The sequence below is a fragment of the Microbulbifer mixtoriginis (SeqCode) genome, assembly GCF_052467515.1.
On the sequence record NZ_CP174314.1, the window covers coordinates 3,710,588 to 3,724,204 of the forward strand.

The window sequence follows — 13,617 nt, forward strand, 5'->3', positions numbered from 1 at the left end:
TCAACGCAACAGCAGCAGGGGTTGCCGGGTTTTTAGCAGCATCTTGGCGGTGATGCTCCCCATTAACAGATCACGCAGGCGATTGTGGCTGAAGGCCCCCATCACTGTGAGGTCAATCTGGTGTTCTGACTGATAGGCAATCAAAGCTTCAACCGGATTGCCCTCCAGGTGGCTGGCTGTAACCGCCAGCCCCGCAGTATCCAGCTCAGCGCTAGCCTGCGCCAGCAGCTTCTCCGCCACATCCGCAGGTCCCACATTGACCAGATGGCAGGACATCTGCCGGAACAGAGGGCTCTCTGCCACCAGCGACAGGGCCTTGCTCGCGGCTTCGCTACCATCGTAAGCGAGCATAATGCGCTTAGGTGGCTGGAATTCCCGGTTAACCACCAGAATCGGCTTGTGCAGGGCACGCACCACCGTCTCCAATTGCGCACCCAGGCCCTGGTCAGAATCCGCGTGCTCTTCACCGCGAATACCGAGCACCAGCACACGAATCGAATCCTCAAGCTCCACCACGGACTCGGGCAAGCTGTCGTGGCGCTGGCAACTCAGTACCTGCTCCACACCGGCAGCCTCCACGCGACTGCGCGCGGCCTGCAACATCAGTTTGCCCTGTTTTACCAGCAACTGCGCGCGCTGTTGCTCCAGCGCGGTCAGCTCTTCCAGTAACTCTTCCTGGCTGCCGAGGCCGATGCTGCCGGTGAAGTCCGTTACCGCCGGAACCTCACTGCGTTCGATGTTATGCAACAGCTTTAACGGCGCACCCAGGCTATCGGCCAGCCAGGCCGAATAATCACAGACTGCACCGGTGTAATGAGAGCCGTCGATACAGGAGAGTATCAACGGCGGTGTAGCACCACTACCAAAGGAGTTATTGTTATTGTCGCTGTTGCTTACGGCCATCAATGTCCTCCAAGAACCCGTTCAATTTCCTCGGGTTTATCATGTACGCCGAACCGGTCGACGATTGTCTCACTGGCTTGGTTAAGTCCCACCAGCTCTACCTGGGCGCCCTCGCGACGGAATTTCAGCACAACTTTGTCTAGAGCGTTCACCGCGGAGATATCCCAGAAATGTGCGCGGCTGAGGTCGATCACTACCGTATCCACGACTTCTTTGAAGTTGAATGATGCGGTGAATTTATCGGCGGAATTAAAGAAAACCTGCCCAATCACTTTATAGGTTCGACGACTCTGCGCCTCGTCCAGTTTACTGCTTACATACATAAAGTGGCTGACTTTGTTGGCAAAAAATAGCGCGGCCAGCAACACCCCAACAAACACACCATAAGCCAGGTTATGGGTCCACACTACCACAATCACAGTGGCCAGCATGACCAAATTGGTGGAGAGCGGATAGTGTTTCAGGTTGCGAATGGAGCTCCAATCAAAGGTGCCGATAGAGACCATGATCATGACCGCCACCAGGGCCGCCATAGGGATCACCGCCACCCAGTCACTGAGGAACACCACCAGGGTCAATAGGCCAATACCGGCCACCAGGGTGGAGAGTCTACCGCGACCGCCAGACTTCACGTTGATTACCGACTGGCCAATCATGGCGCAACCGGCCATTCCACCGAGGGAGCCGGCAGCGATATTGGCAATCCCCTGCCCCTTACACTCGCGGTTTTTATCGCTGTTGGTATCGGTCAGGTCGTCGACAATGGTTGCCGTCATCAGAGATTCCAGCAGACCGACCACAGCCAGGCCAGCGGAATAAGGAAAGATAATCTGCAGGGTTTCAAAATTCAGCGGTACTTCGGGCCAGAGGAAGATCGGCAGAGTATCCGGCAGTTCACCCATATCGCCGACGGTACGAATATCCAGCCCCATAGTTACGGCCACTGCGGTGAGCAGTAGGATACACACCAGCGGTGAGGGCACCGCTTTACCAATCACCGGAATATAGGGGAAAAGATAGATAATCCCCAGGCCCGCTGCGGTCATGGCGTAGACCTCCCAGGTGCCACCAATCAACTCGGGCATCTGCGCCATAAATATCAGAATGGCCAGGGCGTTCACAAACCCGGTCACCACCGCCCGGGACACAAAGCTCATCAGGCTGCCCAGCTTGAGGTAACCGGCAATAATCTGCAGTACCCCGGTGAGCAGCGTCGCCGCCAGCAGATACTGCAAGCCGTGCTCCTTCACCAGCGTCACCATCAGCAGCGCCATGGCCCCCGTGGCCGCGGAAATCATGCCTGGCCGGCCGCCCACAAAGGCGATCACTACGGCGATACAGAAGGAGGCGTAGAGTCCAACCCTGGGGTCCACCCCCGCAATAATAGAGAAGGCGATCGCCTCTGGAATAAGAGCCAGGGCCACTACCAGGCCTGCGAGAACGTCGCGACGTATATTGCCGAACCAGTCGGCTTTGGTCGATGAGAGCAGCGATGGAAGGAACATAAACGCAATAAATTTGAATTGATCAAAAAAAGGCCGCGCACTCTACCACATGCACAGTCCCCCCGCATAAATCCCCACTACAGACCAAAGATTCAGCGGATAGACCTTCGCCTTCAGTCTCCCCAGCCCTAGCTTTTTTCATCTTCCCCGGCCTCTTAGCACTAGCGGACAAAGCGGACAGCGGACACTTTTTGCGGACACTCCCGAAAAAGCCCTGGACTACCAATAAGCCAAAAAATCCATATTTTTCAAGGAGTTAGAAATTATTTCAAAGTTGGCACACCCCTTGCTGAATACCCGACAAAACCAGTTTTTTTGATTTGCATCCGAATAGAAAATTTTTTGCATCCAAGTTGGAAAAGCAAAAGCCCCAATTAGAGAGTAATGGAAAGCGAGATGATCAGAGACACTTCCAGGCAAGATACAAAAATCGAAGCCGTGCCGCTGTGGAAGAATCCAAAAGTAATTAAGAGTACCCTCGGCCTCGGCCTGGCCACCGCTTTCCTCACCTGGGGTATCAGCGCCTGGCATAGCACCAGCTCCGTGGATAACACCCTATCTCTATCAAGGATCAATATCGCCCAAGTGGAGCGCGGTGATCTAGTGCGCGACCTGGTGGTTCAAGGCAAAGTCGTCGCCGCCAACAGCCCCACCCTGTTCAGCCCCGCTCAAGGTATCGTGAAGTTTTCCGTGAAAGCCGGAGATAGCGTAAAGGCCGGTCAGATCCTCGCCAGCGTCGACAGCCCAGAGCTGTCCAACCAACTGGCCCAGGAAAAGGCGCAACTGAACCAGCTCGGTGTGCAGCTGCAAAGGCAGAAAATCCAGGCCAAGCGCCAGCAGATGGAGAACGAGCAAAAAGCCGACCTGGCCAAAGTCGATCTCACTGCAGCTAAGAGGGAGTTAAAGCGCTCCGAACTCTCGATGGAGAAACAGATTATCTCCCTGCTCGACTTTGAGCGCAGCAAAGATGAAATGGCCCGCGCCCAGCTGGAATACCAACAGGCCGTACAAAATGCTGAGCTGGAGAAAGAGTCCCTCACCTTTGAAACCCAGACTCTGGAGCTGCAGCTATCACAACAACAACTGCAAGTGGAGGAGTTGGAGCGCCGTGTGCGCGAGCTGCAGATCCTCTCTCCAGTGAATGGCACTGTCGGCAGTCTCGCCGTCACCCAACGCAGTGCAGTGCCCGCTAATTCACCGCTGATCACTGTAGTGGATCTCACCAGTTTCGAATTGGAAGCCGCCGTGCCAGAAAACTACGCCGACGACCTGGGTCTGAATATGGCCGTGGCTATCAACCTTGGAGGGCGGGAACTGCCCGGCGAAATCACCGCGATATCCCCTGAAGTCATCGACAGCCAAGTCATCGCCCGTGTGCGCTTTAGCGAGGGACAACCCCAAAACCTTCGCCAGAACCTGCGTCTCACCGCTCGCGTACTGCTGGAGAACCGCAATGATGTGTTACTGGTAAAACGTGGAGGCTTTCTGGATCAGAGTGGCGGCCGCTTTGCATTCCGTCTCAACGATCAACAACAGGCAGAGCGCGTGGCCATCCAAATCGGCGCGCTGGGATTGAAGCAAGTAGAAATTGTTTCCGGCCTGCAAGAGGGCGATCAAATCATTATTTCCGCCTCCGAAGGATTGGATACGGCGCAGCTGGTTGCCCTGAAAGAATAGGCCAAACAAGACATTCGACACGCGCAAGCTACTCCCATTCAGCTTCCGCGATTCATTAAAGATTTAAAAAATTCAGTGATAAACAAGGAATATCGCCATGCTTAAAATGCATAACGTCCGCAAGAGTTTTCGTACAGACACCATAGAAACCCACGCCCTGCGTGACTTCAGCCTGGAAGTAAAGGAAGGGGAATTTGTCTCTGTCACCGGTCCAAGCGGCTCCGGTAAAACCACCTTTCTCAATATCGCAGGGCTACTGGAAACCCCAACCGGTGGCCAATATTTGCTGGACGGTGAAGATGTCAGCAACCTGAATGACCGCCAGCGCTCCCTCCTGCGCAACGAGAAAATCGGTTTTATTTTTCAGGGATTCAACCTGATTCCAGATCTCAACCTATTCGACAATATCGATGTGCCTCTGCGCTATCGAGGCTTTAATGCTAAAGAGCGCCGTAAACGCATCGAAAAAGTTCTGGAACAAGTAGGTCTATCTGCCCGAGCCAAGCACCTTCCAGCACAGCTGTCCGGTGGTCAGCAGCAGCGTATCGCCATCGCCCGTGCCCTGGCCGGCGAACCGCGCTTCCTGCTCGCGGACGAGCCCACCGGAAATCTCGACTCCCTGATGGCGCGCCAGGTTATGGAGCTTCTGGAGTTTATCAATGAATGGGGCACTACTATCGTGATGGTCACCCACGACCCCGAGCTGGCCCGCCGCGCGCATCGCAATATTCAGATTGTGGATGGGCAAGTATGTGATCTGCGCCCGGTTACCGAGCAACCTGAAGCCGCTACTGCTTAAGGAGCCTGCAGTAATGATTGGATACTATATTTCCCTGGCTCTGCGCAGCCTGCGCAGTACACCGATATTAAGTGCACTGATGGTCGCGGCCATCGCGGTGGGTGTTGGTGCCTCCATGACAGTGCTTACTTTGAACTACACGATGTCAAAAAATGCTCTCAAGCATAAAGATGACGTACTTTTCGCAGTACAGCTCGATGGCTGGGATGTTAATGAAGCCGCAAATACCACCAATGAAATTCCCTGGCAGCTAACCTATAGAGACACTCAGGCCCTGCTACGTTCCGATATCCCCACTCACCAGGTGGCCATGCACCGCTATGGTTTCACCGTGGAGCTGGAAGATTCAGCGATCCGACCTTATACCGCCGATATCCGCGTAACCACTCGCGATTTCTTCGCCCTGTTCGATGTTCCTTTTATCTATGGAGGAACCTGGGAACAAGCAGCTGATAACTCCCCCTCGCAAGTGGTAATACTCTCCAAGGCCACTAATGAAAAATTATTCTCGGGAAAAAACAGCGTTGGCGAAACCGTTATATTAAATAGCCAGCCTTTTACAGTCATTGGCGTTATTGATACCTGGGAACCCTCACCCAAAGTTTACGATGTAAACAACAGTTCCTTTGCAAAAGTTGAATCCCTTTTCGTGCCTTTTGGCCTCCACCGCAAGCTGGAAATTTACAGCTGGGGGAACACTAATGGCTGGGGTAATAGTGGAGAAGGAGAGGGAGAAGGCTACGAGGGTTTCCTACAAAGTGAGAGCGTCTGGATTCAATTTTGGGTTGAACTCCGCGATAGCGAACAGAAAGCTGAGTACGAAAACTTCCTAACCGCATATATTCAAGGACAAAAGGACCAAGGGCGCTTCGAGCGACCATTAAAGTTTGCCCTGAGTAAACCTTCCGAGTGGCTAGTTCTTAACGAAGTTCTCAGCGATGACAATCGTATATTGGGCTGGGTATCTCTGGCTTTTCTGTTGGTTTGCGTTATCAACGCAGTAGCTCTGCTACTAGCCAAGTTTCTGCGCAAAGCGCCCGAAGCGGGTGTGCGCCGGGCGCTTGGTGCCAGCCGTAATGCCATCTTCACACAGCACCTCATTGAAAGCTCTACCATCGGTATTCTCGGTGGGATAGTTGGTATTTTACTTGCTTTTATGGGCATCAGTGGAATCCGTTATTTGGCCATGGGACAACTGGATACAGTGGCCAAGATGGATTGGATAATGGTAATAGCCGCCATCGGGCTTGCCCTGATCGCAAGCCTGCTGGCAGGGCTTTACCCAGCTTGGCGTATCAGTCGCACTAATCCATCCATTTACCTGAAAACCCAGTAAAGGACGAGTCATGCTTGAATTAAAACCCATGTTATCCGCCCTCTGGCGTAACAAAGTTCCTGCCATGCTGATCGCTCTGCAGCTTGCATTGACACTGGCAATCATCAGCAACACGGCTGTTATCGTAAAAGATCGCATTGCAAAAATAGAAAGACCTACTGGTATTGCCGTAGAGGAGATCATAGCCATCAACGTAATGGCGATCCCTAATAACTACGATATGATTGGAGCTGTATCTTCTGATTTAGAATTACTGCGAAAACTGCCTTTCGTCCAAGATGCAACGGTTACCAATCAAGTACCTTTATCCCGGTCAGGTTCCGCGGGCACTTTTTACAATCAACCTAATCAGGAAATCGGTGGAGAAGTCTCTAACCGTTACAATACAGACCCAAACTTTATCAATACTCTGGGCCTAAAATTAGTGGCGGGGCGAAACTTTACCAGTGCTGAAATGCAATATTTTGATCCCAGTGAAAATCGGGATATCAATGTCGCAGTTATTACCCAGCAATTCGCGGATAAAATTTACCCAGACCAAGATCCTATTGGAAAACCCCTCTATGATGGCAACACTTCCCATCCAATAGAAATTATTGGTATTGTCGAACGGCATCTGGGCGCTTGGGTGGATTGGCCAAAAGCAGGCAATGTGGCCTTTTTCCCCATTGTCAGAAATACTCAGGACGTCAATTATTTAGTACGTGCCGAGCCGGGAAAGCGCGATGAAGTGTTGAAGACCTTAGTAGAGAAACTGTCAGAAAGGGATCCTCAAAGAGTTATAAGAACCAGAGTTCTCTCAGAGTATGTCGCTCGCAGTTATGCAGGCGATAACTTAATGGTAAAAGTGTTATCTATTGTTGCAGCCACGCTCAGCTTTATCGTAGCACTGGGAATTGTCGGCCTGACAATCTTCTGGATTAATCAGCGGGCCAAACAAATTGGTGTAAGGCGTGCACTAGGTGCAACCCGCAGTAATATCAGCCGTTATTTTCTGATTGAAAACAGCCTGATTGCCGCTACTGGTATTGCCCTGGGCAGTGCCGCAGCCTTAATCGCCAACCAATATATGGTGCGCGATTACTCCCAGCCGGTATTAACCCTGCTGCCACTCACTATCTGCGCTCTATTGGTACTGATTGTCAGTCTTTCTGCAGCTCTAGCACCAGCACTGCGCGCTGCCAATATTTCCCCGGCGACTGCAACACGAAGTGTATAAAGATTGGACTTGGTGGTCAGCCTTTTAATAGCCTGACCACTATTCTTAAGAAAACATAGAAGGATTTTTTATGCGCAATTATTTTAGAGCTGTAGGTTTTACAGCTATATCGCTTTTCATGTCCACAGCACTTGCCGAGCAGCACCCAGTCGTTGCCGGCCCTCAAGCCACAAAGGAATTAGAACAAGAAATCACAACTGTGGATTTACAACTGTTTGATGCAGTTTTCAACAGCTGTGACATCGACAAACTGAGCCAGCTTATAACCGAAGACTTGGAAATGTACCACGATAAATGGGGAAAAACGGCAAGCTCCGCACAAGAGTTTCTCGATGGTATTAGCGGTATGTGTGAACGACAAAAATCCGGCAGCGATATCAAGGCACGCCGCGAGTTAATTGCTAAAAGCGTAAAGATATTCCCAATCAACAACTACGGCGCGGTCCAAACCGGAACGCATAATTTTTATGGTATTCACGCCAACAACAAAGAAGTACTGCGTGAAAGTGGACAATTTACCCATCTCTGGCAAAAGGTAGATGGGCAATGGAAGCTCGCCAGGGTGCTGAGCTTTGATCACCAACCTGCCAACAATAGTCAATAACTCCTAATACTTTGGTGAACGCCTTCCGCTGGGGCACATATTGCCCTAGCTGCAGTTCCCCCTTAATACCCACTCATTGCATAATGCTCAGCTTACAAGCTGGCTCTTGGCCCTATGGATAAAATACTCATTATCGACGATAACAGCGGTATCGTCTCAGCCCTAGAAATACTGTTGTCACTGCATGACCTACAGCCTCTCTGCGCCATTACCCCCCAGGCAGGTCTGCAACTGTTGCGGGAAAACCGGGATATCAGCCTGGTGATCCAAGATATGAACTTCACCGCGGATACTACCTCTGGTGAGGAGGGGCGCGAATTGTTTTTTGCCATTCGCGAAATTAACCCAGATCTACCCATCATTCTTTTGACCGCCTGGACGCAATTGGCAATGGCCGTGGAGCTGGTCCGCGCCGGTGCTGCCGATTATCTGGGCAAACCCTGGGACGATAACAAGCTGATTTCCACCATCAATAATCTTCTTGAACTCGGTGAATTGCAAAAACGGCAACGAGCTTCCCAGCAAAAGGCCATCGATGCCCGCAGTGAATTACAGGATAAATTCGACTTGCGCGAGATCATCTACCGCAGCGATAAAATGCAACAACTGCTAGAGATGGCCACGCAGGTGGCCAAATCTGATGTACCAGTTCTAATTACAGGGCCCAATGGAGCCGGCAAGGAAAAAATTGCCGAAATTGTGCAGGCCAATTCCATGCTACGTGACCAACCTTTTGTAAAGATCAATGTGGGCGCCCTACCGGAAGAGCTGATGGAGGCAGAACTATTTGGTGCCGAGCCAGGCGCCTATACCGGCGCTGGTAATAAGGCCCGTGAAGGACGTTTCGAGGCCGCCGATGGCGGCACCCTCTTTCTCGATGAGATCGGCGAACTTTCTGCCAGTGGGCAGGTGAAGTTATTACGCGTACTGCAAACTGGCGAGTTCCAGCGGCTAGGTAGCAGTCAAACCCGCAAGGTTAAGGTAAGGGTAATCAGTGCTACCAATAGCGATCTGCCCCAAGCCATCGCCAGTGGCAACTTTCGCCAGGATCTGTTCTACCGCCTGAATGTAATTGAGTTGCGCCTGCCTCCCCTGTGTGAACGCCCCGAGGATATAGCCCCGCTGGCTATGAATTTTTTACAGGATAACGGCAGTTCAAAAAAACTCTCCCCCCAAGCGTTGACCGCGCTAACCCGCTATCAGTGGCCCGGTAATGTACGTGAACTACAAAACGTGATGCAACGCGCTTCAGTTCTCTGCCGTGGAGATACGATAGATGAAGCACTGCTTGCCTTACCGAAACAGGCTCCAATAGACAGGGCCGAAGTACATTTCGAACCCAGCCGCGAACTCCTACAGCAAACGCTGGCCAGCTGTAATGGCATTATCGCCCAAGCTGCCAGGGAACTGGGCATGAGCCGTCAGGCACTGTATCGCCGACTGGACAAACACGGTATTCCCTATTGATGTCGAAATATTTCTCTCTGGAAGGCCGTATCCTTGCCTTCTCCATATTGGCTCTAGCCATCGCCACCGGCCTGCCGTGGTTATTAAGCTTTATTGGCCTGGACGCCCGTCTCTCCTGGACCCTGGGCCTTATCCTGGGAATTTGTACTCTTATCAGCCTGATACGTCTGGCACTAAAGCCCCTGACCTCTACCCTGAAATCCCTACAGGGTGGATTGCTCAACTTTCGCGATGGTGACTTTTCTATTTCACTGGTCTCTCCCCGGGATACTGAACTGAGCAAGATCACGAATTTATACAATGATATCGGCGAACACCTCAGACGCGAACGCGCCCATATCTATCAGCGGGAATTACTTCTGGATACAGTAATACAAAGCTCTACCCAGGCTTTGATCCTGGTGGACCAGAGTGATCATATTATTTATTCCAACAGTAGCGCTAAAAAGTTACTCAATGGCGGGAAACCTATTCAGGGTTTACTGTTGCAAAAGTTGCTGCCCAACAGCCCGAAAGAAATTGCCAGCGCCATACAAAATTGGGATAACGGCCTGTTTAATTACACGGATAAATATGGCAGCCACTCCATGCATATTGGCAACAGCACATTTGTACTCAACGCCCACAAGCACCGCCTGATTGTTATGCGCGAGATGACAAAGGAGCTCACCAAGGCGGAAGTAGAGGTATGGAGAAAAGTGATTCGCCTGATTAGCCATGAATTAAATAATTCCCTCGCCCCCATCTCCTCCCTGGCCCACTCAGGAAAAATGCTGATCGCCAAACCGGATAAAGCCGCAGCGCTTGGAAAGGTGTTCGATATTATTGCCGAGCGCTGCAAACACCTGACTGAGTTCACCCAAGGCTATGCCAGCTTTGCCAAATTACCCCCACCAAGCTGTGAACAAGTCAGCTGGCAAGAACTTGTAGAACGCATAGCCCCCTTACAGGAATTTATTTTAAAAGGTGAACTACCAGAGCGACCAGGCTACTTTGATCCGGTACAAATTGAGCAAGCTCTACTAAATTTAATCAAAAATTCCCGTGAAGCAGGTTCCAGCAGTAATGATATCGAACTATCGATTCACACTGATGGTCTGGGTCAACAACTGGTTATTGCCGACCGTGGTTGTGGCATGAGTGAAAAAGTGTTGCAACAAGCGCTGCTGCCATTTTTCTCCACCAAAGAACAGGGAGTGGGCCTGGGCCTCGCCCTCTGTAGAGAAATTGTCGATGCACACGGAGGGCACATTCAGTTAATGAACCGAAACGGTGGCGGCTTGCAAATCTCACTATGGCTACCCTGGGAGCAAGAAGCTTAATAGCAAAAATTTAAATTAAACAATTAAAATAGAAATTAAGCCTTCCAAGAAGGATTAAGGTAAAAAAATAATTCCAGAGTGTGCACCCACTATCTCAGTGCAAAGCAACGTAAATAACCGAGTAAAAAAATACCAAGTCCATCACAAAAAAAGTGCTGAGGCTCTTCCCTCTTACTTCGTTGAACAACATGGGGCTACTGAATAGTTCAGCCGGCCCTTAAGGTTCGGGTAATGCACCGGCAAAGTGCCCTTAAAATTTATAAAAATCTCCCGAGCTCTTTGTTAAAACAAAAATGAAAGAAGGGATCAATGCTAAAAGTAAATAGTCTGCTGCCCGTCAGCGCGCTTGCTCTCAGCCTGATGGCTGCGAGCAGTTACGCTGCACCCTCACCTCAGCTACAAGGTGGCAATCAGTTCGACCTGGTAATCGCCAACGAAGCCAAGCTGATCGACATGCTCAAGCGCTCAGGCCGCATTAGTAAAAATGCATCCATTGGCGAAGCCGAGCGCACTCTACACCAGTTTCTGAAAGAACGTGCCAGTAAAAGCCAGAACCTGGCCCAGGATTTGTCCAGTGAAACGGTACAAATGATGAAGCATGCCCGTGGCGGCAAGCATCCCAGATTAGGGCGCGGTAAAGGTAAGGGGCGCTTCCATGGCATCGGCCATGCACCGGCACCCATTCAGCTCGAAAACTATGAAGGTGAAATGCGTACCGCGAAGGTTCTCGCAATCCTGATGGACTTCCCCGATTTCCCCCACAACAGCATTGAGCCAGGGGAAACGGATATGTACTACGAGGACTATGCCGCACAACACTATGCAGACCTGCTGTTCTCCCAACAGGGTTTCACTGGTCCTCAGGGTGAAAACCTATTGTCCATGCAGCAGTTCTACTGGCAACAATCCGGTAATAGCTACTCCGTCGAAGGTGCAGTAGCCGGTTGGTACACTGCCAGTCAGCCAGCAGCTTTCTATGGTAACAATGAAAACGGCGATGCCCGTGCTCTGGTGCGTGAAGCACTGCAGGCTGCCGCAGCTGATCCCAGCGTTAACCTCGCTGACTTCGATATCGAAGACCGCTACGACCTTGATGGGGATGGCAACTATTGGGAAGCCGACGGCTTGGTGGACCACATTATGATCTTCCACTCCTCAGTGGGGGAAGAAGCGGGAGGCGGCCAGCTGGGAGAAGACGCGATCTGGGCGCACCGCTGGAATCTCGGCGATGTTTTCTCTATTGAGGGAACTACCGCGTCAGTGGATTACTGGGGCGGCACCATGGCGGCCTACGACTACACAGTACAGCCTGCCGATGCAGCAGCAGGTGTTGTCAGTCATGAGTACGGCCACGACTTGGGCCTACCCGACGAGTACGACACCGATGGTTCCGGCCGCGGTGAACCCGTCTCCTCCTGGTCAATCATGTCCAGCGGCAGCTGGGCCGGTGTTATCCCTGGCTCAGAGCCCACGGGTTTCTCTGCTTGGGCAAAGGAGTATTTGCAAACCAACCACGGCGGCAACTGGCTGCACGGCGAGACCATCGCCCTGCAAGATATTCCCCGTCGCGGCATCCCACTCCTGCTTGACGAGGCGGTACACAAGGGCACCAACAACGATGCGATCCGTATCGACCTTCCCAAAAAGGAAGTGGTCGTGACCGTACCAACCAGCGGTGAATACGCCTATTTCAGTGGCAGTGACAACAACCTGCAAAACTCCATGGTAATCCCTGTCGACCTGACCGATGCTCAGAGCGCAAGCCTGACCTTCAAGGCCTGGTATGACATTGAGCAGGACTGGGATTACGGTGCGGTTATGGTTGACCTGGGTGAGGGCTTCGTCTCTATTCCCGGTAACATTACCACCGAGACCAGCCCCAATGGGCAAAATCCGGGCTTCGGTATTACCGGCAGCTCCAGTGGTTGGGTCGATGCCGAATTTGACCTGAGTGCCTACGCTGGCCAACAGTTCAACCTGTCCATCGCCTATATTACCGATGCCTATGAAGCCAACCCCGGCCTGTTTGCCGATGACATCACCATCAATGTCGACGGCCAAGCCACCCTCTTCGATGATGCGGAGAGCGACGGCAACTTCAGCCTGACCGGCTTCAGCCGCCACCCCGGCTACAACCTCCACGACCACTACTACCTGTTGGAATGGCGTACCCACCGCGGTGTAGACCAAGGCCTGGCACACATAAATGTGGCCGGTCAAATGCTGACCTATAACGAGGGTCTCCTGATTTGGTATGCGGACACCAGCTATGAAAACAACTGGGTAGGTGTCCACCCCGGTAATGGCTTCCTCGGCGTAGTCGATGCAGATCAGCAGGTTCTGAAGTGGAGCGATGACTCCGTTGCATCTACTCGCTACCAGATCCACGATGCCACATTTGGTGTCGACTGGGCCCAGCGGCTGACACTGGACCTTCTGGAAGATTACGGCATCACCATGACCGATATCCACAACCGTCCCCAGCGGGTATTCAACGATCGCAGAAGCTTCAGCAGCGATGAGATCCCCGATGCCGGCCGCGCGATTACCCCTTACGGTTTGAAAGTTCGCGTAGTCACGCAGAGCAGAGACAAGTCGGTAGGTAAAATCCTTATCTCTCAGAAGTAATTCTGTTTTGAGATAAATCTGGAAGGCGGCCAGATGGCCGCCTTTTTTATAAGCGAATAAGATTTCTTCTTATTTCGTTTCCTTTCTGCAGCAATGCAAACCCTCCAGCAGAAATTCCAAACCGAGCTACTCTGAAATTCTGAAGACTAAAGCAAAG

General features: G+C 51.7%; 10 protein-coding genes. 8 read left to right on the forward strand and 2 right to left on the reverse strand.

Going from position 1 to position 13,617, the window contains the following annotated elements; genetic code table 11:
* Together ACJJIT_RS15950 and ACJJIT_RS15955 are read right to left on the reverse strand one after the other, a co-directional pair.
* A complete protein-coding gene (locus ACJJIT_RS15950; RefSeq protein WP_444899026.1) occupies positions 1 to 903 on the reverse strand; it encodes a universal stress protein in 903 nt (300 codons plus the stop codon).
* Positions 903 to 2,408, reverse strand: coding sequence for a SulP family inorganic anion transporter (locus tag ACJJIT_RS15955; RefSeq protein ID WP_152451629.1), 1,506 nt, complete (start codon positions 2,406 to 2,408; stop codon positions 903 to 905). Before ACJJIT_RS15955 ends, ACJJIT_RS15950 begins: the two co-directional genes overlap by 1 nt.
* A 396-nt stretch (positions 2,409 to 2,804) precedes the next feature.
* Between ACJJIT_RS15955 and ACJJIT_RS15960 the strand changes: the two genes are divergently transcribed.
* The 8 genes from ACJJIT_RS15960 (at position 2,805) to ACJJIT_RS15995 (ending at position 13,460) form a co-directional block, all read left to right on the forward strand.
* The gene (locus ACJJIT_RS15960; protein WP_444899027.1) at positions 2,805 to 4,085 is read left to right on the forward strand and encodes an efflux RND transporter periplasmic adaptor subunit; all 1,281 of its coding nucleotides are present in this window, start codon (positions 2,805 to 2,807) and stop codon (positions 4,083 to 4,085) included.
* A 97-nt stretch (positions 4,086 to 4,182) separates the two neighbouring features.
* Positions 4,183 to 4,884, forward strand: a complete 702-nt coding sequence (locus tag ACJJIT_RS15965) for an ABC transporter ATP-binding protein (RefSeq protein WP_252084656.1) — start codon at positions 4,183 to 4,185, stop codon at positions 4,882 to 4,884.
* A 13-nt stretch (positions 4,885 to 4,897) separates the two neighbouring features.
* Positions 4,898 to 6,220, forward strand: coding sequence for an ABC transporter permease (locus tag ACJJIT_RS15970; RefSeq protein ID WP_444899028.1), 1,323 nt, complete (start codon positions 4,898 to 4,900; stop codon positions 6,218 to 6,220).
* Positions 6,221 to 6,230: 10 nt separating this feature from the next.
* Positions 6,231 to 7,439, forward strand: coding sequence for an ABC transporter permease (locus ACJJIT_RS15975; RefSeq protein ID WP_444899029.1), 1,209 nt, complete (start codon positions 6,231 to 6,233; stop codon positions 7,437 to 7,439).
* Between the two features lie 70 nt (positions 7,440 to 7,509).
* The gene (locus tag ACJJIT_RS15980) at positions 7,510 to 8,043 is read left to right on the forward strand and encodes a nuclear transport factor 2 family protein (protein ID WP_444899030.1); all 534 of its coding nucleotides are present in this window, start codon (positions 7,510 to 7,512) and stop codon (positions 8,041 to 8,043) included.
* Positions 8,044 to 8,157: 114 nt separating this feature from the next.
* A complete protein-coding gene (locus tag ACJJIT_RS15985; protein ID WP_444899031.1) occupies positions 8,158 to 9,510 on the forward strand; it encodes a sigma-54-dependent transcriptional regulator in 1,353 nt (450 codons plus the stop codon).
* A complete protein-coding gene (locus ACJJIT_RS15990; protein ID WP_444899032.1) occupies positions 9,510 to 10,832 on the forward strand; it encodes a sensor histidine kinase in 1,323 nt (440 codons plus the stop codon). The genes ACJJIT_RS15985 and ACJJIT_RS15990 overlap by 1 nt, the downstream gene beginning before the upstream one ends.
* A 309-nt stretch (positions 10,833 to 11,141) precedes the next feature.
* Complete coding sequence (locus tag ACJJIT_RS15995; protein ID WP_444899033.1) at positions 11,142 to 13,460, forward strand: immune inhibitor A domain-containing protein; 2,319 nt, start codon at positions 11,142 to 11,144, stop codon at positions 13,458 to 13,460.
* Positions 13,461 to 13,617: the final 157 nt, after the last annotated feature.